This window comes from Streptomyces sp. NPDC012510, from assembly GCF_042955065.1.
GTDB lineage: Bacteria > Actinomycetota > Actinomycetes > Streptomycetales > Streptomycetaceae > Streptomyces.
Window position 1 is genome coordinate 62042 of the sequence record NZ_JBIBEN010000034.1, and the last position, 24575, is coordinate 86616.

At 69.4% G+C, this 24575-nt stretch carries 24 protein-coding genes; 17 read left to right on the plus strand and 7 right to left on the minus strand.

Features of this window, described 5'->3' with window-relative positions; translation table 11 throughout:
• Window positions 1–53: 53 nt before the first annotated feature.
• From ACFY9I_RS39335 to fxlM, 5 genes are all read left to right on the plus strand, one after another.
• The gene (locus ACFY9I_RS39335) at window positions 54–3101 is read left to right on the plus strand and encodes a thiopeptide-type bacteriocin biosynthesis protein (protein WP_391011467.1); all 3048 of its coding nucleotides are present in this window, start codon (window positions 54–56) and stop codon (window positions 3099–3101) included.
• The gene (locus tag ACFY9I_RS39340; RefSeq protein WP_391011469.1) at window positions 3098–4246 is read left to right on the plus strand and encodes a lanthionine synthetase LanC family protein; all 1149 of its coding nucleotides are present in this window, start codon (window positions 3098–3100) and stop codon (window positions 4244–4246) included. The genes ACFY9I_RS39335 and ACFY9I_RS39340 overlap by 4 nt, the downstream gene beginning before the upstream one ends.
• A gap of 11 nt (window positions 4247–4257) precedes the next feature.
• Window positions 4258–5208, plus strand: a complete 951-nt coding sequence (locus ACFY9I_RS39345) for a thiopeptide-type bacteriocin biosynthesis protein (RefSeq protein WP_391011472.1) — start codon at window positions 4258–4260, stop codon at window positions 5206–5208.
• Between the two features lie 221 nt (window positions 5209–5429).
• Window positions 5430–5825 (plus strand): hypothetical protein, encoded by a 396-nt coding sequence (locus ACFY9I_RS39350; protein ID WP_391011475.1) that lies wholly within the window; start codon window positions 5430–5432, stop codon window positions 5823–5825.
• A gap of 38 nt (window positions 5826–5863) precedes the next feature.
• The gene (gene fxlM / locus ACFY9I_RS39355) at window positions 5864–8230 is read left to right on the plus strand and encodes a methyltransferase, FxLD system (RefSeq protein WP_391011478.1); all 2367 of its coding nucleotides are present in this window, start codon (window positions 5864–5866) and stop codon (window positions 8228–8230) included.
• A 173-nt stretch (window positions 8231–8403) separates the two neighbouring features.
• On the opposite strand, the gene ACFY9I_RS39360 is transcribed toward fxlM, so the two are convergent.
• From ACFY9I_RS39360 to ACFY9I_RS39375, 4 genes are all read right to left on the minus strand, one after another.
• Entirely contained in the window at window positions 8404–8982 is a 579-nt protein-coding gene (locus ACFY9I_RS39360) for a phosphatase PAP2 family protein (RefSeq protein WP_391011480.1), read from the minus strand.
• Window positions 8979–10172 (minus strand): MAB_1171c family putative transporter, encoded by a 1194-nt coding sequence (locus ACFY9I_RS39365; RefSeq protein WP_391011484.1) that lies wholly within the window; start codon window positions 10170–10172, stop codon window positions 8979–8981. The genes ACFY9I_RS39360 and ACFY9I_RS39365 overlap by 4 nt, the downstream gene beginning before the upstream one ends.
• A gap of 12 nt (window positions 10173–10184) precedes the next feature.
• On the minus strand, window positions 10185–10655 hold the full coding sequence (locus ACFY9I_RS39370) for a hypothetical protein (protein ID WP_391011487.1): 471 nt from the start codon (window positions 10653–10655) through the stop codon (window positions 10185–10187).
• A 361-nt stretch (window positions 10656–11016) separates the two neighbouring features.
• Window positions 11017–11457, minus strand: coding sequence for a helix-turn-helix domain-containing protein (locus ACFY9I_RS39375; RefSeq protein WP_362998214.1), 441 nt, complete (start codon window positions 11455–11457; stop codon window positions 11017–11019).
• Window positions 11458–12344: 887 nt separating this feature from the next.
• On the opposite strand from ACFY9I_RS39375, the gene ACFY9I_RS39380 reads away from it, so the two are divergent.
• The 12 genes from ACFY9I_RS39380 (at window position 12345) to ACFY9I_RS39435 (ending at window position 22416) form a co-directional block, all read left to right on the plus strand.
• On the plus strand, window positions 12345–13403 hold the full coding sequence (locus tag ACFY9I_RS39380) for a hypothetical protein (RefSeq protein ID WP_391011490.1): 1059 nt from the start codon (window positions 12345–12347) through the stop codon (window positions 13401–13403).
• Complete coding sequence (locus ACFY9I_RS39385; protein WP_391011492.1) at window positions 13400–14155, plus strand: ATP-binding protein; 756 nt, start codon at window positions 13400–13402, stop codon at window positions 14153–14155. The genes ACFY9I_RS39380 and ACFY9I_RS39385 overlap by 4 nt, the downstream gene beginning before the upstream one ends.
• Window positions 14156–14291: 136 nt before the next feature.
• Window positions 14292–14939 (plus strand): WhiB family transcriptional regulator, encoded by a 648-nt coding sequence (locus ACFY9I_RS39390; RefSeq protein WP_391011495.1) that lies wholly within the window; start codon window positions 14292–14294, stop codon window positions 14937–14939.
• The gene (locus ACFY9I_RS39395) at window positions 14936–16696 is read left to right on the plus strand and encodes a hypothetical protein (RefSeq protein ID WP_391011498.1); all 1761 of its coding nucleotides are present in this window, start codon (window positions 14936–14938) and stop codon (window positions 16694–16696) included. Before ACFY9I_RS39390 ends, ACFY9I_RS39395 begins: the two co-directional genes overlap by 4 nt.
• A gap of 14 nt (window positions 16697–16710) precedes the next feature.
• Entirely contained in the window at window positions 16711–16884 is a 174-nt protein-coding gene (locus tag ACFY9I_RS39400) for a hypothetical protein (protein WP_391011501.1), read from the plus strand.
• A 134-nt stretch (window positions 16885–17018) separates the two neighbouring features.
• On the plus strand, window positions 17019–17222 hold the full coding sequence (locus ACFY9I_RS39405; RefSeq protein ID WP_391011504.1) for a hypothetical protein: 204 nt from the start codon (window positions 17019–17021) through the stop codon (window positions 17220–17222).
• Window positions 17223–17530: 308 nt separating this feature from the next.
• Window positions 17531–17881 (plus strand): plasmid mobilization protein, encoded by a 351-nt coding sequence (locus ACFY9I_RS39410; RefSeq protein WP_391011532.1) that lies wholly within the window; start codon window positions 17531–17533, stop codon window positions 17879–17881.
• A complete protein-coding gene (locus tag ACFY9I_RS39415; protein ID WP_391011506.1) occupies window positions 17878–19608 on the plus strand; it encodes a relaxase/mobilization nuclease domain-containing protein in 1731 nt (576 codons plus the stop codon). The genes ACFY9I_RS39410 and ACFY9I_RS39415 overlap by 4 nt, the downstream gene beginning before the upstream one ends.
• An 84-nt stretch (window positions 19609–19692) precedes the next feature.
• A complete protein-coding gene (locus tag ACFY9I_RS39420) occupies window positions 19693–20139 on the plus strand; it encodes a hypothetical protein (protein ID WP_391011509.1) in 447 nt (148 codons plus the stop codon).
• A 93-nt stretch (window positions 20140–20232) separates the two neighbouring features.
• The gene (locus tag ACFY9I_RS39425) at window positions 20233–20922 is read left to right on the plus strand and encodes a hypothetical protein (RefSeq protein WP_391011512.1); all 690 of its coding nucleotides are present in this window, start codon (window positions 20233–20235) and stop codon (window positions 20920–20922) included.
• A gap of 172 nt (window positions 20923–21094) precedes the next feature.
• Entirely contained in the window at window positions 21095–21523 is a 429-nt protein-coding gene (locus ACFY9I_RS39430) for an NUDIX domain-containing protein (protein WP_391011515.1), read from the plus strand.
• Between the two features lie 278 nt (window positions 21524–21801).
• Complete coding sequence (locus tag ACFY9I_RS39435; protein ID WP_391011518.1) at window positions 21802–22416, plus strand: histidine phosphatase family protein; 615 nt, start codon at window positions 21802–21804, stop codon at window positions 22414–22416.
• Between the two features lie 385 nt (window positions 22417–22801).
• Here the strand turns inward: ACFY9I_RS39435 and ACFY9I_RS39440 are convergent, their stop codons facing one another.
• The 3 genes from ACFY9I_RS39440 to ACFY9I_RS39450 all read right to left on the minus strand — a co-directional run bounded on the left by ACFY9I_RS39440 (window position 22802) and on the right by ACFY9I_RS39450 (window position 24328).
• Window positions 22802–23488, minus strand: a complete 687-nt coding sequence (locus ACFY9I_RS39440; RefSeq protein WP_391011520.1) for a DUF317 domain-containing protein — start codon at window positions 23486–23488, stop codon at window positions 22802–22804.
• Window positions 23489–23566: 78 nt separating this feature from the next.
• Window positions 23567–23851, minus strand: a complete 285-nt coding sequence (locus ACFY9I_RS39445; protein ID WP_391011523.1) for a hypothetical protein — start codon at window positions 23849–23851, stop codon at window positions 23567–23569.
• A 123-nt stretch (window positions 23852–23974) separates the two neighbouring features.
• Window positions 23975–24328, minus strand: a complete 354-nt coding sequence (locus tag ACFY9I_RS39450; protein WP_391011526.1) for a DUF317 domain-containing protein — start codon at window positions 24326–24328, stop codon at window positions 23975–23977.
• Between the last annotated feature and the right edge of the window lie 247 nt (window positions 24329–24575).

Genomic DNA, 24575 nt, shown 5'->3' on the forward strand with positions numbered 1-24575 from the left:
GAGTCCGAACGGCCCGGCTCCCGGCACCACCGCGGCAAAGAAGGAGGCACACCATGTACCGCGCAGTCGACGCGACCATGATCCGGGCATCGCTCTTCCCGCTGGCGGCCGCGCTGCCTCCCTGGCCCGACCTGGACGGCGGCACCCCTGCCGACATCGAAAGGTGGCGCGAGTGGATCAGCCAGGTCTGGGCAGACAACACCCGGGCCGACGCCATCGAGTTCGCTGCTCCGCTCCTGGCCGCTGCCGTCCGCGAAGTGCTCAGCGGAGAGAGGCAGCGGCCGCGCGCCGTCCGGCGCACCGTAGCCTCACTGGCCCGCTACCTGTTGCGCATGCAGCACCGCGCCACACCGTTCGGACTCTTCGCCGGGGTAGCCCCCGTGCGCGTCAGCCGCGCGGCTCGGGTGAAGTGGGGAACGGAGCACCGTGCTTTCGCGCGGGCAGATGCCGAGTGGCTGAACGACGTCACTACTGCCTTGGAGCAGAACCGGGAGGTGCTGTGGCGCCTGCCCGTCGTGGTCGACTCCGCCTGCGTCGTGCGAGGCACCCGAGTCGCCGTAGCGCATCAGCCTGGCGCGGACGGCCCGACCGACACCACGCTGCGGCGTACCCGAGTGGTGGAAGCTGTACTCGCCCTCGCCCGTACCCCGATCACCGGCGGCGACCTCGTGGCCAAGCTCCACGGCGACTACCCGGACACCCCGCTCACGGTGATCGAGGACATGGTGTGCAGCCTCGTCGCCCACCGCGTCCTATTGACCGGCCTTAACGTCCCCATGACGTGCGACGACGCGCTCGGGCATCTCGTCGCGCAGCTCGACGCCGCAGGCACCACCGCCACACCGGGCGGTGCCGCGATGACCGAGGAACTGCGCCAGATCCACCAGCTCCTCACCTTCCACGACACCGCTCCCCAAAACGATCAGCAGGCCCTGCTCGACCAGGCCACGGCGCGGATGAATTCCCTCACCGGCACCACCAGCGGGACCCTGGTGGTGAACGTGCGCCCGGACTGCGACATCGTCCTGCCGTCGGCCGTCACGCGCGAGGCGGAGCGCACCCTGGAGGTCATCTCCCACATCTCGCCGTACCCGAACGGCTCCCCGGCGTGGCAGGACTACCGGGCGCGGTTCCTGGAGCGCTACAGCATGGGCGTGATCGTTAAGCTGCGCGAGCTCACAGACCCAGACACCGGTCTCGGCTTCCCAGTCGGCTACCGCGGCACGGTCCTCAAGCGGCCGGTGCTGGCCACGACCCGCCGCGACGAACACCTCCTCGCGCTCGCCCAGACAGCAGCCCTCAAGGACCAGCGCGAAGTCGTCCTCACCGAGGAGGACATCGAGGCCCTGTCGCTCGGGGAGCCCACACAGGTCCCCGCGCACGTCGAACTGTGCTTCACCGTGCTGTCCCCCTCGCTGAACCACTTGCAGCAAGGCCAGTTCGAACTGGTCACGGCCGGGCTGTCTCTCGCGGCCGGCACCACGACGGGCCGCTTCATGACGATGCTGGACCAGCCCGACCGCGACCGGATGACCGCCGCGTACGCCGCTCTGCCGACGCTGACCGCCGGAGCCGTACGCGGTCAGGTGTCCAGCCCTCCGCTGAAGCTCCCCACCCGCAACGTCGGCCGCGCCCCGGCCGTCGTACCCCACCTCCTCTCGGTCGGCGAGCACAACCCGGGCGCCACACTCGACCTTGACGACCTCGGCGTCGTAGCCGACTCCCAGCGCCTCTACCTGGTGTCCCTCTCCACCGGCCGTCTGGTCGAGCCCTCGGTCATGAACGCCGTGGAACTCAGCAACGCCACCCATCCACTCGCCCGCTTCGTCAGCGAACTGCACCGCTCCCACACCGCCATCCTCACCCCCTTTGCCTGGGGGGCGGCGGCCCGGCTGCCATTCCTGCCCGAAGTCCGCGTCGGCCGCACCATCCTGTCCGCCGCCTGCTGGCGGCTGAGCACACGCGACCTCAGCGACGACAGTCGAGACTGGATGTTCCGCCTCACCGACTGGCGCATCCGCTACGGCGTGCCCCGCACCGTGTACGTCGGCGGCAACGACCAACGGCTCCGCCTCGACCTCGACATCCCCACCCACCAGCAGCTCCTGCGCGCTGAACTTGATCGCCACGGAACTGTGTCGCTGCACGAGGCACCTGACGATGCGGCGTTCGGCTGGCTGAGCCGCGCCCACCAAGTCACCGTCTCCTTCACCTCCGACCAACAGCCTTCCCCCTCCCCCCTCTGCCGTACGGCTGCCGTCGCGACCCGGGCCTCCGGCCGACTTCCCGGCGCCACAGAGTGGGCGTACCTGAAGCTCTACTGCCACGCCGACCGGGCGCCCGAACTGCTGACGACGCACATCCCGCGTCTCCTCCACGACTGGGGCACCGAAGCACCAACGTGGTGGTTCACCCGCTACAACGACCCCGACAGCCACCTGCGCCTGCGACTCCGCCTCCGGAACCCGCACGCCTTTGGCGACGCCGCAGAGCGCGTCGCCGCGTGGGCGAGCGAACTGCGCGCCGAGGGCCTGCTTCACCGCGTGCAGTGGGACACTGACGAGCCGGAGACCGGTCGCTACGGCATCGGCCCCAGCCTGAAGGCTGCCGAGCGTGTCTTCGTTGCCGACTCCGCCGCCGCCCTCGCGCAAATGGCCCTCGCCATCCCCGACGGCCTCCGACCTGCTGTCACCGCCGCCAGCTTCATGGACATCGCCACCCACTTCCTCGGCTCCACGGCAGATGGCCGGGCATGGCTGACGACGAACCTCCTGAAGAACGACGGCGACGCCGTACCCCGCGACGTACTCGCCACGGCCATCCGCCTCACCAGGCCAGACCCCGAGTACGTGTCCCTGCGATCCCTGCCCTACGGCAACCACGTCGCCACGACATGGGCCCTGCGACGAGGCGCCCTGGCCGCCTACCGCCAGGCCCTCGAAGTGAACGGCACCGACCCAGCCGCCGTACTGCCGTCCCTGCTGCACATGCACCACAACCGCACCGTCGGCATCGCCCCTGACGCCGAAGCCACCTGCCGCCGCCTCGCCCGCTCCGCCGCCCTGTCCTGGACCGCCCGCACCCAAGGAGCCCCGCGGTGACCACCGCCCCACCTGTTCCCGACACCGACCTCGCCACCCGCCAGTCCCTCGCGCGGGGCCCCCTCGGCATCAGCCTGCTCCACATCGAACGAGCCCAGCGCGGCCTCGCCCCATGGCGGGCCGTCCACCGGCAGCTCGCCACCGTCCGCCCCCTGATCGACGGTGACGAGGCAAGCCTGTTCCTCGGCGCCCCCGCGATGACGTACGTCCTGCACCTCGCCGCCGCCGACAGCGACCGCTACTCCGGAGCCCTGCACACACTCGACAACATCGTGGCCACGCACACCCGCCGCCGTCTGACAACCGCCCACTCACGCATCGACCAGGGACGTTACGCCAGCTTCGCCGAGTACGACCTGTTCCGTGGCCTGACCGGACTCGGAGCTCTCCTGCTCCGGCGCCAGCCGCACAGCGATGAACTGAAGCGCGTCCTCGAGTACTTGGTCCGGCTCACCGAACCGGTGGCAGGACCTAAAGGGCAACCTCTTCCCGGCTGGTGGGTCGGGCACGCCCCCGCCAGCCACACGGCGGCGACACCGGGCGGCCATGCCAACGCCGGCCTCGCCCACGGCGTCACCGGCCCGCTCGCCTTCCTCGCCCTGGCCAAGCGCCACGGCATCACCGTGGACGACCACGCCACCGCCATGGCCCGCATCTGCCGCTGGCTCGACCGCATACGCCACAGCGACCACCACGGAACCCGCTGGCCACGTTGGATCACCGAAACGGGACCCCCGCCGGTACAACCCTCTGCACCTTCCTGGTGCTACGGCACACCTGGACTCGCCCGCGCGCAGCAGCTCGCAGCGATCGCCCTCGCCGACGAGGACCGCAAGAGGATGGCCGAACGCGCCCTGCTGTACTGCCTGACCGACCCGCACCAGCTCGACCAACTCACCAACCGCGGCCTGTGCCACGGAGTCGGCGGGCTCCTGCGCACCGTCCAACGGGTAGCCGAGGAGGCGGAGACCCCCACCGCCTTCACAGACCGGCTCCCCGAACTCCGCGACCGCTTCCTCGCACTCCGCGCTCCGGAAGGATCCGGCTTCCTCGAAGGGGCAACGGGGGCAGCCCTGGCGTTCAAGAGCACTGAGCCCGACGCCACGACCGCCTGCGACTGGGACGTCTGCCTCCTGCTGACCTGAGAGGGAAACCCGTGCAGCACGACACGAGCCCGGCCGAGGACGCGGTCCTGTCCGTCCTCGCCGGGACGCCGATCGAGAATGTCGCCAGCTCCGCTCGCACCTCTCCCGCCCGGCTGGCCGAGGCCGTGGCACGGTATCGGGCTGCGGGCCGGGCCGCGCTCGACGTCCAATCCGACGGGTGGCAGCAGGTGAACATCCAATTCACCGATTACCTCACCGCAGAGCGCGTCTTCCGGGCCTATCTCCTGCCGTCACTCAGCACCGAGCCGGTCGGTAAGTGGTGGTTCGTGCGCAAGTACCCCTGCTGGCGGCTACGCGTCCGCCCCGCCGCCGGCGCGACCCTCGATGAGACGATCGCACACATCACAGAGGCGATCGACAACGCAGTCTCGTGGGGAGTCGCCAAGGACTGGCGAACCATCCCGTACGCACCAGAGACGATCGCCTTTGGAGGCCCGGCGGGGATGAGCATTGCTCACGACCTGTTCCACGCGGACAGTGTCGGCGTCCTCAACTACCTTCACCTTGCTGCGGACGACTGTGAAGAGATGCTCGATTCCAAGGCTACGTCCTTCCTGGTCACCGCGCTCATGCTGCGAGCCGCTGGCCTGGAGTGGGGGGAGCAGGGTGACGTGTGGGGACAGATCGAGGCCCGCCGTCCCCTGCCCGATGACGTAGACCCGGAGCAAGTCAGGGGCATGGTCCAAGCACTGCGGCGACTTCTGATGACCGACGCTGGTCCCGCCCTCACCGACGGACCTCTTGCACCCCTACGGGAATGGGTCACCGAAGTGAAAACCAGTGGGCAGGCCCTCGCAGACGCCGCGCTCGACGGGCAGCTACAGCTTGGCCTCCGCGGCATCTTGGCCCGGCACGTCGTCTTCCACTGGAACCGCATGGGCTTCTCCACACGGCAGCAGGCCATATGGGCGCGCGCCGCACGAAAGGCAGTCCTCGGCTAACGGCTGGAGACATTCCACAGAAGGACGGCCGTACGGTGATAGCTGGTCATGGTCACCGCTCATTCCCCCTCTGCGTGGTGCTGATGCAAACCACCGAAACAACGCTGTTGTGTGCCGTCTTGGGGGCACGGCAGAGGCTTCGCTACGAGGTCTTCAAGCGACAGTTCGTCGATGCAGGGACCAGGGCCGCATTCCACTATGGCAATCCCCGGTTGTCCACAGTGAGCGTCACGAAGCTCACCTTTCAGCGTTGGCTGGCTGGCGCCCAGGAGCCCTGTGGTGACGCGGCTACGGTGCTGGAGTTCTGGCTGGGCCACAGCATCAAGGAACTGCTGGGTCCTGCCCCCGCCGTGAGGTTCGAGCGGGCCGAGTACGCGCCTGCGGTCCGCGACCTGGTGCGCCTGAGCGACCAGTGGCACGGCCGCCCCGACCTGGAGGAAGCCTTCGTGGACGGCTACGGCCGCCACCTCACCGCGGACGAGGTGGAGCTGTGGGAATGCGAAGCCGGACTCGATGCGCTCTCCGGCATCCAGTCCGGCATGACCCACCACGACCCCGAACTCGTCGAGCGCGGCCACCGCACTCTGGCCCGCCTCCACCAGCTCACCCGTTCCTGACCCCATGCACCACCAACCCGCCTGAAGGAGACAGCACGTTGGCTTACACAGAACAAAAGGAATGGGACGAGCACTACGCCGGAGGGCAGGACTTCAGGCAACTCGGGGAGAGTGAGCAGAGGTTGCTGGCCGAGCATGTGGCCGCCCCCGGCGAAGACGGCCGCGCTCTCGACCTCGGCTGCGGGCTGGGGGACCTGGCCGCGCACCTGGCGTCGATGGGCTACACGGTCGACGCGGTGGACTGGTCGGAGAGCGCCCTGGCCCGCGCCCGCGGCAGCCACGATTCCGGAGTGCGATGGCTGAGACTGGACATCGAAGAAGGCGACCTCGAGCCGCTCCACGAGGACGGCTACGACCTGATCACGCTCCGGCTGATGTACGCGTTCCTGAGCGACCGCAGCCGCGTCATGCACGAACTCAGCCGCCGACTGCGAGAGGGCGGCGCGATCGTCGTCATCACCCCGCTCGCCGCGAACACTCCCGCGGACAGGCAGGACATCGCCCTGGACGAGGAGGAGATCAGCCTGCTGGCCAGCGGGTGGGAACAGATCCAGCGATTCGATGCGGACGGGTTGGCCGTGCTCATCCTGCGCGGCCCACGCCAGGAACACGCCAAACCTGCAGAGAAGGAACGGCCCACCACGCATGCGGTGACCGGTGCCTGCGCGGTGGTCACCGACGGCAACGGCCGAGTCCTGCTGGGCCGCTCCACCAGCAACATGTGGGAGCTGCCCGGCGGACGCACCGACGCCTCGGAACCGTTCGAGGAGGCAGCGGTGAGGGAACTGGCCGAGGAGACCGGCCTGATCGCCGACCGGACTGACGCCCACGTGCTGACGATGCTCTGGGACGATAGCCACGGCGTCCCCCGCCTGACCGCCGTGGTCCGCCTCACCGCCTTCTCCGGCACCCTCACCTGCCGTGAGCCCACCAAGTTCTCACGGTGGGAGTGGCACCCCCTGCACCTCCTGGCCCACCTCGACCGGATCTTCGCACCGTCGGCTCACGCCCTCAACGCGGTCTGGCCCGGCGTCATCCCCGGCCTGTCATCCGTCCACGACTATCCGCGCGCCACCAGCCAGCTGCCCGTGCCCGGCGAGTCGGCCGAAGCCGTCCGGCTGCGCCAGAAGATGGCCGAGACGGTCATCGTCGGCGGTTGGGCCCCGTCCGAGCCGGTCCAACAGGCGCTGCGCACAGTGCCCCGCCACCGCTTCGTCCCGGAGAAGGACCTCAAGACCGCATACGACGGCACCGACCGGGCCGTCATCACCCGCCGCGACGAGACCGGGCAGGCGACCAGCTCGGTGTCCGCAGCCTGGCTCCAGGCCGACATGATCGAGAGCCTATGCCTGAAGCCGGGGGCGAGCGTGTTCGAGGCGGGCTCCGGCGGCTACAACGCCGAACTGATCGCCCACGTCACCGGCCCCACCGGACGGGTCGTGACCGGCGACATCGACCCGTACGTCGTGCGCCGGACCCACCGATTCCTCGCGGAAGTCGGCAGCGGACGTGTCACCGTCTTCCAGGGCGACGCGGCCCTCGGCGCACCCCCCAGTCTCGTGCCCCGGGGCGGATTCGACGGAAGCATGATCACGTACAACGTGTGGGATATCGCCTTGGCCTGGCGAGAGCAGCTTGCCGAGGGCGGGCGCCTGGTCCTGCCGCTCGAGATCCATGGCTACACCAGGGCCATCACGTTCGAGCGTCGCGGTGATGTTTTGCACGCCCGGAAGTTCACGCACTGCGGATTCGTCCGCGCCCAGGGCGAGCATGCCCGCAGCACCCCAGTCCTCGACCTCCTCGGTGGTGAACTGCAGCTCCGTTTTGAGGACGGCGACGCTGCCCCCACGGAGGGGGTGGAGGAGGCGTTGCGCGGGCAGCGGCACGAGGTCGCCACGGGGGTGACCATGGGCAGCGGCTTCTACTTCGGCTCGCTTCAGCTCTACGCGGCTACGACTGTGCCGGGCTTCTGTCGGTTGGCCGTCCTCCAGGAGCCGAGGGCCGGGGTCACCCAGATCGCGAAGGGCAGGGACGCGCCGGCGATCCTCGGCGACGCCTCGCTGGCCTACCTCACCCACGTCCAGACCCGTCACGGAGACAGCCCGGCCGAGAAGGAGTGGGAGTGGGTCGTCCACGGCTTCGGCGAGCGAGGCACGCAGCTAGCCGAGCAACTGGTGGAAACGGTAAGGGCCTGGGACCGTGACGTGCGCAGCGACGACGGCAACGGAAGCGACCCGATTCTGACTGTCCACCCGGCCCGCACGTCCGACCGCCTTCTGCCCGCCGGGGACGGCTTGGACAAGCGTCACTGCCGCTTGGTGTTCCAGTGGCCGGGCCGTAACGGACTTATCCCGGCCCCCGTTGAGCGCACCGAAGGAGTCGCCACGACCGTGGAGGAGGCATAGTCGTCTGGCTGAAGAGGGCCGTTCGGCGGCGGGAAGTGCGCCCTTGCCTCGATGACACTCGCTCGGGGTCCGGGGCTGGCGCCCGCCCCGGCTCTCCGACGCCAGGCGCCGGATGGCATGAGACCGTCAGCCGCGCGCCCGGAACACGTCTCGCCTGGCCGCACCAGAATTCGTCAGCGCATCGCGCTGAATACAACAGCGGCGACCAGCCCTCCAAGCAGGGCGCCGACCACCGTCTGGGCGGGAGTGTGGTCGCGGAGCGCGACGCGGGACCAGCCGATTGCCGCGATGCCGAGTACCAGCGGTGCCATGCTTGCGCCGTAGGCGAGGAGCAGGATCACGACCACTCCGCCGGCAACGGCAGTGTGGACCGAGACCTTCCACCAGACAGTCACCATCATGGTGGTGATGAGGCCGACGAGCATGGCGACGACCAGCGCGAACACCTCGCGGGGCGCCTGGAGAACGACGAGCAGCGAGATGCCGATCAGCACCGATGCCATCGTGGCGAGGAGAGGTACGGCGCGCTGTTCGCGGACTCGCACGTGCTTGTCGGTCCAGTGGCCGCGCTTCACACCGAGCATGATGACGGCGAACGGGATACCGCCGCAGAACAGGGCGGCCAGCATGCCCCAGCCCAGCCCTGTGACGCTGCTTGTGCTGTGCCAGCCGATGATCAGCAGTATCGCGATGACGAGGTTGGCCGGCGCGAGCGTGTCGGTGATGAGGCGGGCCGTGCGGGACTCGGTCACTGTGTCGTCTCCAGCGTTCGGGCATGGTCGAGCTTGGTAGCGAAGGTGCGGGTGAGGTCGGAGTCGTAGGCCCTGGCGAGTTGCTTGAGCGCGTGGATCTCGCTGGGCAGATCCCGGCCGCCGCTGGCGGGCGGGAGGGCCTCGCCGGACGAGGGCTCGTTGTGCTGCCGGGCTTGTTGGGCGCCGATGATCCAGCAAGCTTCGGAGGCGATATCGGCCTGCGCTCCAATGAGGCCGGAGGCCGCAACGTGGGCCCGGGCCTGGTCGCGCAGGCGGCCGGGGGCGTGGTCACTGAGGGCCAGGACGGCGTCTCGGATCTCAATGGTGCGGCGGTACAGCCGGTCGTGAACGTGACGCGGGTGGAGCATCTCGGAGGTTCTGCGCCGTGGCGGGTCGAGGCGGACGGAGGGTACGGCCTCCGTGAGGCTGAGCCAGAGCGAGTACAGCTGCAGAAGGTCTCGGTATTCGCGGCTCCAGCGGCGCAGTCGTCCGGCGGCGGGCAGCGTGCTGCCGGTCATGATGAAGAGCAGCGCGCTGAAGAGCAGAAGTCCGCTGATCGCTTCACTCGTGCTGGCCGGAAGGGGGCTCCGCCCCAGAAAACTCAGGGCCACGGCGACCACGCGATGCACGGCGTAGGCGATGCCGATGGTGGTGCCGATACCTGTGAGACGCAAGCCACGGCCGAGGAGGCCAGTGCCGGGCTGCCGGCCCCAGCGCCAGCACAGCCGGGATGCGCTGAACAGTGCCGCCCCGAGGTACGCAGTCCACACCCCTCCGTAGGCGGCAATGCGCCAGTCAGTGGCGTACTCGGTCAGCAGGTCGACCGCCTCGTGCGGCTGCGGAGTGGCGAAGAACAGCACCGTGATGATGACTGCCGCGGCGGTCGGGAAAACGAGGTGGAGGCGGGAGGACCTAAGACCGGATGCTTTTTCCTCGGCCATGTTGTGGACGAAGGTCAGCACCGCGTGCGCCGCGACGATGCCGCTGAGGTGCTTACCGAGAGAGCTCAAGTTGTTGACGCCGAGCGCGGCGTCCAAGGGTGCGGCGATGGAGGACAGCCTGAGCGTCATGGCGACAGCCAGGGCGAGGAAGGCGCTCCACAGGACGCGCTTGCTCGGCTTACGCCATGCGGCCGGGGTGCGCCACGCTGTGACGAGCCACAGCAGGACCGCAGGAAGTATGTCGATCATTCCACGGCGCTCTTACGAGTCGCTGAGTGCGTCGCCCAGGCGCCGCAGGACACTGCTGCGCGGCGTCTTGCCGTTGCGGGAGGCTGCGGCTTTGCCTGCGATCAGCCCTGCGAGACGCTCGGCGTCGCGTTCATCTTCGGTGCCGTAGCTGGCCCTGGTGAGGAGACTGACCACCGTGGCGGGGTCGATGTCCGGGAACAAGCCGCCGCTGTCTGCCTGGACGCCGTCGAGGATTGAGCGGTGGCCCAGGAGCATGTGACCGATCTCGTGCAGGATGATGTGGTCTTGGTGCAGCGGGCTTGTCGCCGCCTCGTGGAAGATGTGGTCGGCTTTCTCGGTGGCGATCCATACTCCGCACGGGGCGTCGGTGCCGGAAATGCCGGGGACACTGTGCAGATGGAGCGGACGGCCGCGTTGAGCCGCGATTCGGTCACAGAAGACCTGGACATCGAATGGGTCCGGGATGTCGATCGAGGCGAGCACGTCCCCGATGTCCGGGCGGTCTCGGCGTCCGTCGCCCGGCTGCTGTCTTCGACTATGCAACGGCAACTCGACTCCGCAGGTGGCGTTGTACGTGTCCGCGGCAGAGGCGGCACCGGAATCCAACATTCCGGCACGGGAACGATACGACAAGATCCAAGCGAATATGCCAAGAGCATGCTCAATTTATGCTCAACACCATGATGATCAAGAAATGCCTCTGATGCGGCATTACTTGATCAAGGCTGAATTGTGCGGCGGTACGCGCGAGTATCACTCCGGACTACGCAAGCGGACCCCACGGGGTGACCTGCGCCACAACTTCCGCCAAGCCGCACCATTACACCTGGAGGTCGACCCGCGTTTACCGGCTGGACGCCTCGCCGTCGGCCAGCCCCTCCAGTTGACGAGCCCGCTCAATGAATCCCTTGATCGTCCTGAGGGTCTCCACCGACAGGCCGGAGGCCCTGGTGGCGACCTCAACCACGTCGTTGTCACGCATGGTCTCGATCAGTTCCAGCTGGGCAGCGATCCGCTCGGAGGACTCGTCGTTGAAGAAGTAGGCGGGAGCAACACCGAAGAAGCCTGCGAGGGCCTCCAGGTGCTTCATGGTCGGATTGTCCTTCTTGCCCTTCCGAAGGGTCCAGATGTAACTCGCCGAGATGGTAGGCCCCCCCGCCTCCTGGATGGCCTGCGCCACCTCTTCGTAGGTGTACTCACCGCGGTTCTTCGGGTGGACGGTCTTGAAGAGGTGGTCGAGCTTCTCCGCGAGGGTGCGCTGCTCCGCCGGCGCTCCTTCGCTCATACAGGCCCATCCTTCGGTGACTCACAGAGGCTCTTCGACTGGCGTGAACGATACACCTCCAGGCGAGATGGTTCCATTCTTGCCAGTTGACGTGATCCATCTTCGCTGGTCTATTGTCATCACAGCCGCATCGACTGGCGCGAATGAGGAGGCCGTGGCCTCCAGGGTTCTGATGGACGAGGAAGGGGGACGCTGTGCGGACACTGCCGCTCAAGGGCTTACCCGCAGCGCCCGGCGACGGCCAGCAGGGCGCGCCGGCCATCCCACGGCCACGAGCAGGCGTGTAGGCGATCTAGACGGCACGCAGGTCCCCTGGCTCTGGGGCGACCGAGAGGTACGCGGCGGAGTTTCTTGCTGGGCACGGCGATAGTCCCAGCCACGTGCCTCCTTCACGCAGGTCCGCTTCACATGCTCCGCCCCTGGCCTGGGCGGTCGGCTCAGGCCGCCTCATTGGCGAGTTGTAGAGGATTCAAGAGCTAAGTCTGGATGTCGTGGCAGGCCACACGTATGTTTCTGGTCCCCCGCTGGGCATCCGCCTGGCGACCAGTGCGAAGGGAGGCGTGTGTGAGGCGCGCACCACCCGTTAGAGCGGGTCATGGCCCGGTGAACGCCGACGGCGCCTGAGAGCGGGAACTCCCAGACGCCGAACGGCTGTAGGACACCCGCGCCCCGGGAAGGGCGCGGAGATCACCCAACGAATCCGCTCTGGTCCCTTTCCACCAGCACCGGAACGGATCCTGCTTCGAGGGAGAGTTTCGCATGCCGACTGCCCTGCGTGAAAGGCCGAAGACCCCGGCCTGCGCGGCAGCCTGTGCCCCTTCCGTCCCTATCCGTCGAGCGCTGGCGCCGGATCGACCGTCGGTACGCCGGTGCGGGGGTGATGCCTGATGGCACGCATCCGCACCGTCAAGCCGGAGATGTTCGAGTCGGAGTCGCTGGCCGAGTGCTCGGTGACCGCCATGCTCACCTTCATCGGCCTGCTCACGCAGGCCGATGACTCCGGCCGTCACCGCGACCACCCGGCGATCATCGCGGGACGCCTGTGGGCCCTGCGCCCGGAGCACACCGCCGCCCACGTCGCCCAGGACCTGGAGGAACTGGCCGCCGCCGGGCTGATCTGCCGCTACACCGGCTGTGACGGGCGTACATGGCTGCACGTCGTGACGTGGGAGCAGCACCAGAAGATCAACAAGCCCACGGCGTCCCGTGTGCCGCGCTGCCCCAGCCACCAGGGCAGTCAGCCGTGCGGCAAGTGCCAGACCGCTGACTGCCCCACGGCGCGCACGGAGGTTTCCGTGACGTCTCCCGGAAACCTCCGGGAGGACTACGGGAGCCCGCAGGGAGCGGTGCACAGCCCCGTTCCCGCCGCCACCGTCCCTGCTGAGTCCAGCGCCGCCGCCGATGACCCTGCGCCTGTGCCTCCCGACGGGCTCGCTACCCCTGCTGCGGCGCCGTCCAGGAAAACTGCAGGTCGAGCGGCATTCCCGGAGGACTCCGGGAGGACTACGGGAGGGGTACCGGAAGGCTCCCGCTCTGGATCTAGGATCTTGGATCCTGGATCTTTCCTTACGGGGCGCGAGGCGCCCGCACCCGACACCGTCTCCGGATCGGTCTCCGCCAAGGAACTGGTGGCCGAGTACATCCGGGACTGTCAGCGCCGACCGCCGGAGGACTTCCTCGGGCTGCTGGGGCGCAAGGTCAAGGTCCTGCTGGACGAGCGTTTCGAGCCGCAGGACATCCGCGTAGCGCTGGAGCGGCTGCGGGCCAAGGGGCTGCACCCGAGCGTGCTGCCGAGCCTGGTGAACGAGGTCGTCAACGCTGCCCCGCAGGCTGCCTCGGTGCCGTCGTCCGCCTCCGGCGCGGGGCCCTGGGCCAGCACCAGCACGTCCCGCTACACGCCGTATCTCAACCCGACCGAGCCGACGACGTTCGGAGGTGGCCTGTGACCCGCGCGCACCTCGCCGACCCGCAGCCCGCCATCGGGGAGCGGCTCCGTGCCCGCCTGGAGGCGAAGCTGGCCGAACGCGGCATCGACCCGACCGCAGCGCTGCCGGACACCCCGGAGCCGATCCCGGCCTTGGAAGCCGCCCAGGAGCGCATCCCGGTCGACTACCGCGGGGCCGTGGTCGAGCACCCCGACGTCGCCGCCTGGGTGCGCACCATCACCGAGGCAGCCGTCGAGCCGAACGCGGGCGGACTCAACCCGCACTTCGGCACGGCCGGGCGCCGGCGGATCGCCCACGGCCCGTCGCTGCTGCTGTGGGGCGGCACCGGGGCCGGCAAGACCCACCAGGCGTACGGCGCGATCCGGGCCCTGACCACCGCCGGGTGCGGCGTGACCTGGCACGCGACCACCGCCGCCGACCTGTATGCCGACATGCGCCCGCAGGCCGGTGTGGACCCGGAGCACATGCTGCGCCGGATCGTGCGGGTGCCGCTGCTGCTGCTCGACGACCTCGGCGCCGCCAAGGGCTCGGAGTGGACGGAGGAGATCACCTTCCGGCTGGTGAACTGGCGCTGCCAGAACCGCCTGCCGACGATCTTCACCACGAACCTGCCGCCCGTCCGCGACCGCAGCGTGCCCCCGCAGCAGCCGGTCCTTCGGGACAAGATCGGCGACCGGGTCCTGTCCCGCCTGTCCGGCATGTGCACGCCGGTTCACTTCGCCGGCCCGGACCGCCGCTTCCTCCGCCGCTGAAGCCCGGCCCCCTCCCCCTGACGCCACCTCCGGTGCGGCACCGCCGCGCCCTTACCCCGCCTCATCACCGCGCCGCGCCGTATCCGCCCGCCGTCGGCACCGCGCGCCCCACCGAGGCGTACCCCCGGAGACTTCCTTGCGCACCATCACCACGAACGACGCCGCGCGCCCGACGCTGCGCGGGATCGCCGACCACAGCTGGCACGCCCGGGGCCTGTGCTACGGCATGCCCGCCGAGGACGCCGACGAGCTGTTCTTCCACGCTCCCCGCAGCCACGCGGCCATCGCCGAGGCCAAGTCCATCTGCGGCCGGTGCCCGGTCAAGAAGGACTGCTTCAACTACGCCCTCGACAACGAAATCCGCCACGGCATGTGGGGCGGGCTGACCGAGGCCGAACGCCGCCCCTGGCACGCCAGGGTCAGCAAGCGCCTGGACTACAGCCGCGTCCTCGCCGCCTTCCAGGGGCGGGACGTGCACCTCAGCGAAGCCGAGCGCGAAGCAGTGGTCCGTCACGCCTACGCCCGCGGATGGACGGTCGAGCGCCTCGCCTACACGCTCCAGCTCGAACTCGAATGGGCCAAGGACCTGATGCGACAGGCCGCCCACGACGTCACGGACCGCGACCGCTACTGGGGCCTGTACGACGAGGAGACCGATGCCACCGACGAGGAGCACCTCGAGGACGAGGGGGAGGACGGCGACGAGTCCGAGGTGACCGCCTCGCCCGTGCCCCGTCAGGCGCACACCACTTCCCTGATCGCCGCGCTCGGAAAGGCAGCATGACCCACCCCACCGCCCTCCGTCTGGCCGGCGTCTCCATCGACCTCGCACACCTGCTCACCGTCACCACTGCCCTTGCGGGCCTCGCCGTGCTCGCAGGCGGCTGGCTCACTCTGCGCCGCCGTCGCGGCGCGGGCACGGCCCGGTCGTCCACCCCAGCAGTGTGGGTCGCCGCCCTGGCCGCAATCGGCTGCACCGTCTACAGCGCCGACACCAGCTGGCGGTTCGCCGCCGACTACCTCGACATGGCCGGCACCGCCGAGCGCGCCGCCATGTTCGCCGCCGCCGAACTCGCCCTGTTCGCCACCGCCCTGATGGCCCGCCAGAACCTCACCACACAGGGCACCCCGGGCCTGCCCGGGGCCCTGGTCTGGATCATCACCGGCGTGCAGGTCATCCCCGCCTACGCAGAATCCGGCCCGGTCGGCGGAACCGTACGGGCCTTCGTCGGCCCCATGCTGGCGGCGATGCTGTGGCACCAGGCCATGGGCATCGAGCTGCGGCTGCGCAAGCCCGACGCCGCCTCGCACGGCATCCTGGCCATCCTCGGCCGGGAAGCACGCGAACGCCTGCTCTCCCGCCTCGGCATCGCCAGGCGCGACCGCGACGCCGCCCAAATCACCCGTGACCGCGCCACCGCACACGCGGTCACCCTGGCCACCCGACTTGCCGGACTGTCCCCGAAGCAACGCACGAACCGACGCGGCAAACGGATCACACGGCGACTGGAGTCCGCCCTCGGACGCTCTGGCGTCGGTAGCGACCCCCAGCAGCTGCGTATGTTCCTCGACCAGCTGGCCGCGCGGCGGCATGCCGCCGCGCTCGCCACGGTCGATCTGCCCTCGCCCTGGACACCGCCGTCACGGGACGCGGAGTGCGGGGACCACGGTCCCCTGTCCCTCGTCAGGGGGGCTCCAGACGGGGACCGCCCGGTCCCCCAACGCTCGGTCCCCGCCACCGACACCTCACCGGAGGGGGACGGTCCCGCAAGGGGCCACGGGGACCCGGTCCTGGGGACCGACCCCGCCCAGAGCGGGGACCGTCCCGCCGCGGTCCCCGAGTCCGGGGACCGGGAATCGGCCGGGGACCCGGACACCGCAGGGGACCGGGACGGGGACGCCGCCAGCGAGGCTGCGAACGGGGCCCAAGAAGGCGCGGTCCCCGGGACCGACAGCGCGGAACATCACGCTGAGGCGAGCGAGGAACGCGGGGACAAATCCGCAGCTCAGGCCGAGAGTAGCCCGTCCCCGGCTTCGGACCTCAGCCGCGGGGACCACGCAGACTCGCTCACCGAAACGGGGACCGGGACTGCCGGGGACCGTCCCCAGTCGGTCCCCGGCAACGGGGACCGCGATGCCGAAGTGGGGACCGAGCCCAACCGGGACCGTCCCCATCCGGTCCCCGAGGACGGGGACCGAGGAGAGCCCGGCTCCGAAACGGGGACCGAACTCACCGGGGACCGCCCCCAAAAGACCCACTCGCACAGGCGACCGAAGGCGTCCCGGAACCGGTCCCGCACCGGCCAGGGCAAGCCGTCCCGGAAGCAACGGCCGACCGTGGAGGAGCTCGTCGCCCAGTTGCGTCCCCATGTGCCCGCATTGCTGGAACGGGACGGGAATGCCGAGGTCACGCGCACGCAGCTCAGGGAGATCATGCGCGCCCACGACATCGGCATCCGCAACGACCGGCTGACTCCGGTCCTGGATCGCCTGCGCCGTGAAGCGGCCACGTCCACCACGAAGAAGAGGAGCGCACGGTGAAGACGTGCCCGCGCATGTCGAGTATCAGGTCCGACTTCGAGAGGGACATCCGCTTCCTGACCGCCCACGCGGAGCGCAACGCCGGCACGCCGCCGGCCAGGACCAGCGCGAAGCAGGCGATCACGGTGAAACGCAACATGGCCAGAGCCATGAGCCGGCACTTCGCGCGCTGTCCCGAGTGCGGCTAGCACCTGCAAAGACTCAGGTCAAGCCACCTGGAGCCGCCTCATCGCTCGGGTAGCCCGGCCCCGTGCCGGGCTACCTGCCCAGCTTTAAGGAGACACTCCCCGTGATTCACCGCCTTGCTCACCCATCCCCACACATGGCCGCCGAGGCGGACGCCTGGGCGATCGTCCTGGTCCGCCAACGGTTTGTGCACGCCATGGTGTGCCTCCCGAGCGGCCAATGGCTCGTCCAGCACAAGCCCGAGGAGCCCGTGCGGCTCCTCACCGGGCCGGCCGACGTCCTCGATCTGGCCGCCACCGTCCAGCACCATCTCCGCACCACGAGGCCCGACTTCCGATGACGAACCCGAGTGACAACGGCACCACCCCGGAACCTGCTCTCGATCCCAACTCGACCTCATCGCGAGCAAGTTGTTGCGACTGTATTACTCCCGTCGGGAGTAATACAGTCGCGTCTCCCGCCCCGGGGGTGGCGGGAGAGGTCCAGCGCCAGGGGGCACTGGACCGTCCGGATGCGACCGAGGGCGGCTCGCATCCGAGGGGGGAACCGACCCACCCGTGTCATAACCCGCACTGCGCGCACAGCGCCCTGAGCCAGCCGCCAGCGCGTAACCGCCCGCGTAAGACCAGCACCAGCAAGCGCACCCACCTGATCGCCAGCCGCTTCAACGACGAAGAAAAGCAAGCCCTCCTCGACGCAGCTGCGGCGTGTGCCATGACCCCGTCCGGCTTCCTCGCCCACGCCGCCCTCAGCGCCGCCCGTGACCTCACCCGCACCGCCGCCGAGGTGGCCAGTGAACGCGAAGTGATCGCCGAGCTGTTCAGCCTGCGCCGTCACCTCGCCCAGGTCGGCAACAACCTCAACCAGGTAGCAAGGACCCTGAATTCGGGTGCGGACGCACCGCATGCCCAGGCGGTGCTCGATGCCGTGCACCGCGCCGCGAAGCGGGTGGACGCCTTCACCCAGCACCGGCTGGACCACCAGACGCGAGCCGCATGATCCCCAGAGTCCACGAGCGCGGGAAGCGCACCATCGGTCTCCTCTACTACCTGTACGGCCCGGGCACCCACGAGGAGCACATCCACCCCCACCTGGTCGCCGCCTGGGACAGCCTCGCGCCCGACCCCGGCCGCGACCCCAACGCCACCTATGGTGACCTGCAACGGCTCCTCGACCAGCCCGTCGACATGCTGGCCAAAGAGGACCGGCCCGCCGAGCACGTGTGGCACCTGTCCGTGCGGGCCGCCCCAGAGGACCCCATCCTCAGCGACGAGCAGTGGGGCGAGATCGCCCGCCGCATGGTCGTGGCCACCGGCATCGCCCCCGACGGCGACAGCGCGGGCTGCCGCTGGGCGGCCGTCCGCCACGCCGACGACCACATCCACATCATCGCCACCATCGTCCGAGAGGACGGCCGCCAGGCGAGGCTCCGCTACGACGGCAAGCGCTCACAGGCCGAGGCCCGCAAGATCGAGGCCGACTACGGGCTGCGGCGCCTCAACACCGGCGACGGAACCGCTGCCAAGCGGCCCACCAGCGCCGAGCGGCACAAGGCCGAACGTGAGGGCCGGGAGCGTCCTGCCCGCGAGGAGCTGCGCGAGACCGTGCGGCAGGCAGCGGCCGGGGCCAGGAGCGAGGCCGAGTTCTTTGACCGGCTGGCCGCCGCCGGCGTGTTGATCCACAGGCGCGTCGCACCGTCCGGTGATCTGCTCGGCTACAAGGTCGCCCTGCCCGACGACCGCAACGAGGACAAGGAGCCGGTGTTCTATGCGGGCTCCACGCTCGCCCCGGATCTGTCCTTGCCGCGGATCCGCCAACGCTGGTCCGGTGACGACGCTCGCAGCTCTGCGGGCGAGGCGCCGTCGGAGCCTGGTGTCGGTGCCGTGCCGGGCGGTCCGGCCACGGCGCGGCGCAGCGCGGCCACGGCCGCCTGGGAGGCGCTGCTGGTCATCGACCAGGGCGACGACGCGGTGGTGGCCGCGCAGATCGCCGCCGCCGGGGAGGTTCTCGACGCTCTCGCTAAGACCTCCGCCGCCCACACCCGTGCCCAACTGCGGGAGGCGGCCTTCGTGTTCGAACGGGCCACTCGCTCTCACATCCAGGCCGAGCGTGGGCACGACCGAGCCCTGCGCCAGGCCGCCCGCGACCTCGTCTACAGCGGGCCCGCGCTCGGCCGGGGGGAAGACGGGGCGACCACAGCGATGCTGATCGACATGGCGTTCTTCCTTGTCACCGCCGCCGCCCACTGGCATGGCAAGAAGCAGCACGCCCAGCAGGCCGCCGCCGCCCGTGAGGCTGCCGAGCACCTGCGCGCCGCCTACCAGGCCGCCGCTGGCATGCCTATCGGCGTGCTCTATCAGCGGGGCCGGCGCCTGTCCCAGCCCTTGCGGCACAAGCAGATCGCCTACCTGCGCCAGGCGGTGCCCGAACTGGCCGAACAGGTCCTGGCCGAAGCCAGCTGGTACGCCCTCGCGGCCACTCTCGCCGACGCCGAGAGCGCCGGGCACGACCCGGCCGCGCTGCTGGCCGAGGCCGCCGAGCGGCGGGAGCTGGACACCGCCGACTCGATCAGCGACGTGCTGGTGTGGCGGCTGCGCCGCATGGCCGACCTGCCGGCCGACGCCTCCGCGATGCCCGAACCCGGAGCCACTGAAGCAGCCCGGACCCGCGGGCGTACTGCGCAGGCTTCCACTCGCCGGGCGGACCGGCCACGCAAGCCTAGGTGATTCTGAAATTTCAACGTTGCGGCAGGTCAGACGCTTAGGGCACTCTCCAAGTGCCCGCCAGACGACACAGGGATGGAGACCCGCATGTTCCGACGCCGTGCCCGCGATGACGGGGAATTCCGCCAGGCCCAGCGTGAGGCGCTCGCGCTGCGGCAGCTACACGCCCAAGAGCCCTGGCCGTCCGACACTGTCCAGACCAAGGCTCCGGCCGCGAACCAAGCAGAGACAGTGGTCCCGGACTTCCTGCCCGCCGGCCTGCGGGCACCGTCGCGGCACGACGTCGAGGGCGTGATGATGCGCTGGATGCCCCCGCTCGTCATCGACGGCGAGGTCCACGCCTGCCCGACGTGCGGCGCATACCGTGACTGGATCGTCTTCAACATGAACGACGACTCGGTGTGGCTGCGCTGCCCGGCCGGCCACCAGGTGCTGGAGCCGCGTCTGGACGCTGCCTGGTTCAACCGCAACTGCGGTCCTGTCGACCACTGGCACCCCACCCTGGAGGACGGCCTGCGCCACCTCGGGCACTGACCCTCGCGAAACCCCTACCCCTATCGCATCCGCCGGCAACTGGAGGGCCGGCCCGGTCAGACCGTCCGCACCGCGCCACCTAGGGGTTTCCGCATGCGCCTTCCCACCACGACCGTCCTCAGCCTCGGCCTCGCCGTCCTGGCCCTGACGGGCTGCTCCAACACCACCTCCGCGCCCACCAATCCGCCGTCCTCCACCGCAACGACGTACACGAAGGACCACAACGCCCCGACGGCCAAGCCACTGTCCTCAGCCGCGCTGGCCTACCGGCTCCTCGACGAGGGCGACTTGGGCAAGGGCTACACCCGCACCCCGGTGACCACGGCTCGCCACGACGACGTCACCGTGATCGGCTGCCCAGCACTGGCCAAGCTCGGCGGCCAGGCAGCAGCCGGCGGAAGCCTCGACTTCCCCCACTCGGCGAAGGTGTCCTTCACCTACGCCGGTTCCAGCCGATCGGAGGTCTCCGAGGAGCTGTACAGCGACACCCCCGCGAAGCTGTCCACCGGCGTGAACCGGATCTTCAACGCCATGACCTCGTGCCCGGCCTACCAGGTGTCGGCGGGCAGCACGCTCATCGACATACGCGCCCAGCAGGTGAGTGCGCCCCAGCTCGGTGACGAGCGCTGGAGCCAGCTGCTCACCTACAGCGCCGGCGGACGGCGCAGCGTCGTCAGGCAGACGGCGATCCGCACCGGCGCCATCCTGGTGGTCGTATCGGGATCGCCCGCCCTCGTCGACGCCCACATCGCCGCAGCCGTACGAACGGCGATCGCCCACTGACCCGAGGCACACCGTCCTGCCCCGTCCTCCCCTGCCTCCAGGGGAGGACGGGGCATTCTTCATCCGGCACTACCGTGGTTCCCGGACAACTGCACACCGTGAGAACCGTGATGCGGCCACGGCCTGGGGCCGGGCGCCGTGCGGAGCTGTCGTACGAAGAGAGGTCGCTGGCGTGGCGGACCGGCCGACGAAGAACCGTGGGTGTTTCGCATTCGTCACCACACCTCGCCGTGAGGTCGTGCTCCAGCTGCGGGACGACAAGGCGCATATAGCCTGGCCGGGGCACTGGTCGCTTCCCGGAGGCGGCGCGGAGGCGGGCGAGACGCCGCTCGAGACGATCCTGCGTGAATTGCTGGAGGAGACCGGCATCGTGCCGGACGTGATCACGGAAGGTGCGGTCACCGCGTACGAGAGGGGCAAGACGCCGCCTCACGTGTTCGTTGCGGCCTGGGACGGCACCGAGAACGAGCTAGTCCTCGGCGAGGGGCAGGACCTTCGCCTGTTCCCACTCGACGCGCTCCCGGGCAGGATGCCGCCTCATGTCCGGCACTACGGCGAGCAGCTCGCTCGGCGCCTGCCGCCACCCAGTCCGGAAGCCTGATCCCGCGACACGCGCACCGTCCGAGCCCTGTGACCCTCAGGAAGGAATGGCCGCCCTGACAGAACGAGAAACGGGCCCGGTTCCCTCACCTTGGCGAGTATTAGGAAACCGGGCCCTGCTGGGGCGCATGCCGGTTGGTAGGGCACAGGCGCCCGGCTGTGCCGATTGGCTTCGGAGTCGTCCGCGTGCTCGCCCTTGACCAAATAGGCGGATGGCCGTCCGCCTGGCGGGATATGCGGTGGCCAGAACGTGCCAAGGTTCGATAGGACCAAGGTCTCGTGGCAGCTTTTGCATTCGAGGCCGTTTATCTGGCCAGGCATGGACAGACAGAGTGGAACCTGGCGGGGAGGAGGCAGGGACGGCTGGATTCGCCCCTTACCGATCGGGGCGTCCACCAGGTGCACCGCAACGCGCGACTGACCAGCCGTGAACCGGTCGACGTGATTTTCGCGAGCCCGCTCGAGCGCGCACGGACGTCGGCGGAGGCATTCGCGACAGCTCTGGGTCTGACGGTCCAACTACTCGACGACCTCAGCGAGGTTGACCACGGCGAGTGGTCCGGGCTCACAGACGAAGAAATCGAGTTCGGCTGGCCCGGCGAGATCGCAGCTCGGCAACGGGACAAGTACTCCTATCGCTTTCCCGGCGGGGAGAGCTACGCCGACGCGGAAGCGCGGGCCGGCCGAGCCCTGGCCAGCATCACCCGAGCCGGAGCCCGAAGACCGCTCCTGGTCTCGCACGAGATGATTGGCCGGATGCTGCTGAAGCATCTGGGCCAACTGGACCGCGAAGCGGCGCTGCGGCTCAGCCACCCCTCTGACGTCGTGTATTGCGTGGGAGCCGCTCGGCGGATTAGCCGACTGTCTTTCGACCGGGCCGCGGGGTCGGCATGAGCCATTCGGCCTGATGACGCTGCCTGAGCCAGAAGGGCACCGAACGACGTCGAATCCAGTCAGGTGTTGAACCGGCCAATGCCGCCTGAAAAGCCTCCCGAAGTCATCGGGAAACGCCTCGGGAAGAAGCAGACTCTGCCAGGAGCCGTCAGCGCAGGCATCGTTCCGATGCTGCCGTACCCTAGATAAAGGACTTCCGCGAGCGCTTCCCGCGCGACCAGCGGCCGGACGACGTGCAAGTAGTGCCGACCCGGCCCGGCCGCCATGATGGCGTCGGCGAGCACGAGTCGGCCCGGGGACAGGCGTGAAACCGACAGGTCGATGTCCTTTCCATAGGGAGCGACCGCCCCGGCTACAGGCGCGCGGCCGGCGTGGGGAGGTGTCGTCAGTCGCGGTGTACGACGGTGAGCCGCTCCTGCCCGCCTTCGGGCAGGGTGCGCCGGGGCACAGGGACCGGGGAAGCGAGCGAGGCGGCGAAGACCGCGACCAGGTCGTGCGGGACGCTGGCGCTGAAGCTGGCGCACCACAGGTACGGGGCGCCGAGGACGGGTTCCGCCCATGCCTGCCAGCCCACAAGGTCGGGGCGCGGATCGGCGTCCTGGATGAGCGGAGGCAGCTCCTCCAGCGACACGCTGGAGGCGAAGCCGGGGTCCGTGGCAGTGGTCGTTGGGCGGTCCACGTCCCTCATCCAGCCCTGGGCGACGAGTGCGGCCAGGACCGTCTCCGGCTCGCCGAAACCAGTGTCGGGCACATCGCGGGTGTCGAGCGCGATGAGGAAATCGGCGAGCGCCTCATGGGCGACGCCGGTGGTGAAGTAGGCGTTCCACTCGGTAAGGGCGCTGGCGGAGTGCGGGCGAGCGGACAGTTGCCAGGCCACAGGCAGGCCGCCGAGTTCGAAGGGGTAGCTGGCGAGGATCCACTCGGCGCCGCGCAGCTCGTCCGGGCTCACGTACAGCAGGGTCTGACGGGCAGTTGGCCACAGGCGCCAGCCCATACCGGTCAGCAGGTCGCCGATCCGCTCGGCGAGGGCGCCGTCGTCACCGGCCAGATGGCGCGGGGTGACCCAGTACACCGGGTCCGGCGAGTCAGGGTGGGAAGGGTCGTGGGGGTGGTGCGGGTGCAGGGGCGCCTCCGAAAGGTCGTGGGTGTTTCAGCTGCCGCCGTCGCGCGGCGGGGTCGCTGTGCGCCGACGGCGTGAGGGAGCCTCGGCCGGGTCATGCCAGGTGAGCTGGACGGCGACGTTCGGCGGCAGGTGGCCGATCTGTTCGGCGTCCTTGGCTTCGGCAATGAAGACCAGCGGGTTGCCGTTCTCGTCCTGCGAAGCGATCACCCCGCCGATACGGTGGGCCATGGGAAAGAACGGGTTGATGGCCAGCCGGGCCGGCGCTTCACGGTCGCAGGCAGACAGAAGGCCGATGAGGTCGCCGACGGTCATCTCGGGAAGGTGCGGATCCACAGCGTTCTCCTCGCGGTAGCGGACAGGGTGTGCTGGAGTCAGGCTGAGCAGGGCATGCGGTGTTGTACGACCCGGTAGTGCACCTGTCGGCCGCCATGCCAATCACACGCGCTGGGCGGTGGCCAAGACTTGGGCCACGGCGGCAGCAACGATGTCTGCCGGGGTCTCTGTGTCGAACGACATTCGATACCCGCGGGTCTTCGCGGTGCCGGTGACTGCGATCACCCACCCCTCACCGTCGGTGCCAGGACGCCCCGTCGGGAACCAGCCGAGGTAGAACCTGCCGTCCTTGCTGTTCACATGGACATCGGCGCGGTCGTCCACGACCAGCTTGAAGTCAGCGTCGGTGAACTGATCGGTTACCAGCGTCGGCTGGCCTGGACCGATTTTCCAGGAGTGCAGCCGCAGGGCCTCGACGGTCGTGGCGAATCCGGGCTGGGCAACCTGAACGGCCACCGGCATCACCTCTCTGAACTGGTATTTTCCGGGAAGGCGTCTAAGTTGACATGCCCCCGAAGCGTTGGCCAGTCTTTCCGCGATCTTTCCCGTCTGCCGCAGGCGAACTGGTGTCCTTTGACAGCGAACTCAGTCGCTTGCCACCGAACTAATACTCCAGCTGTAGATCTTGATCACGACTGTTGGAGGGCCTGACGTTGGTAGTGGCTGCTCCGTGCACGGGCCTGGTGTCGTCGGCGCCAGCATG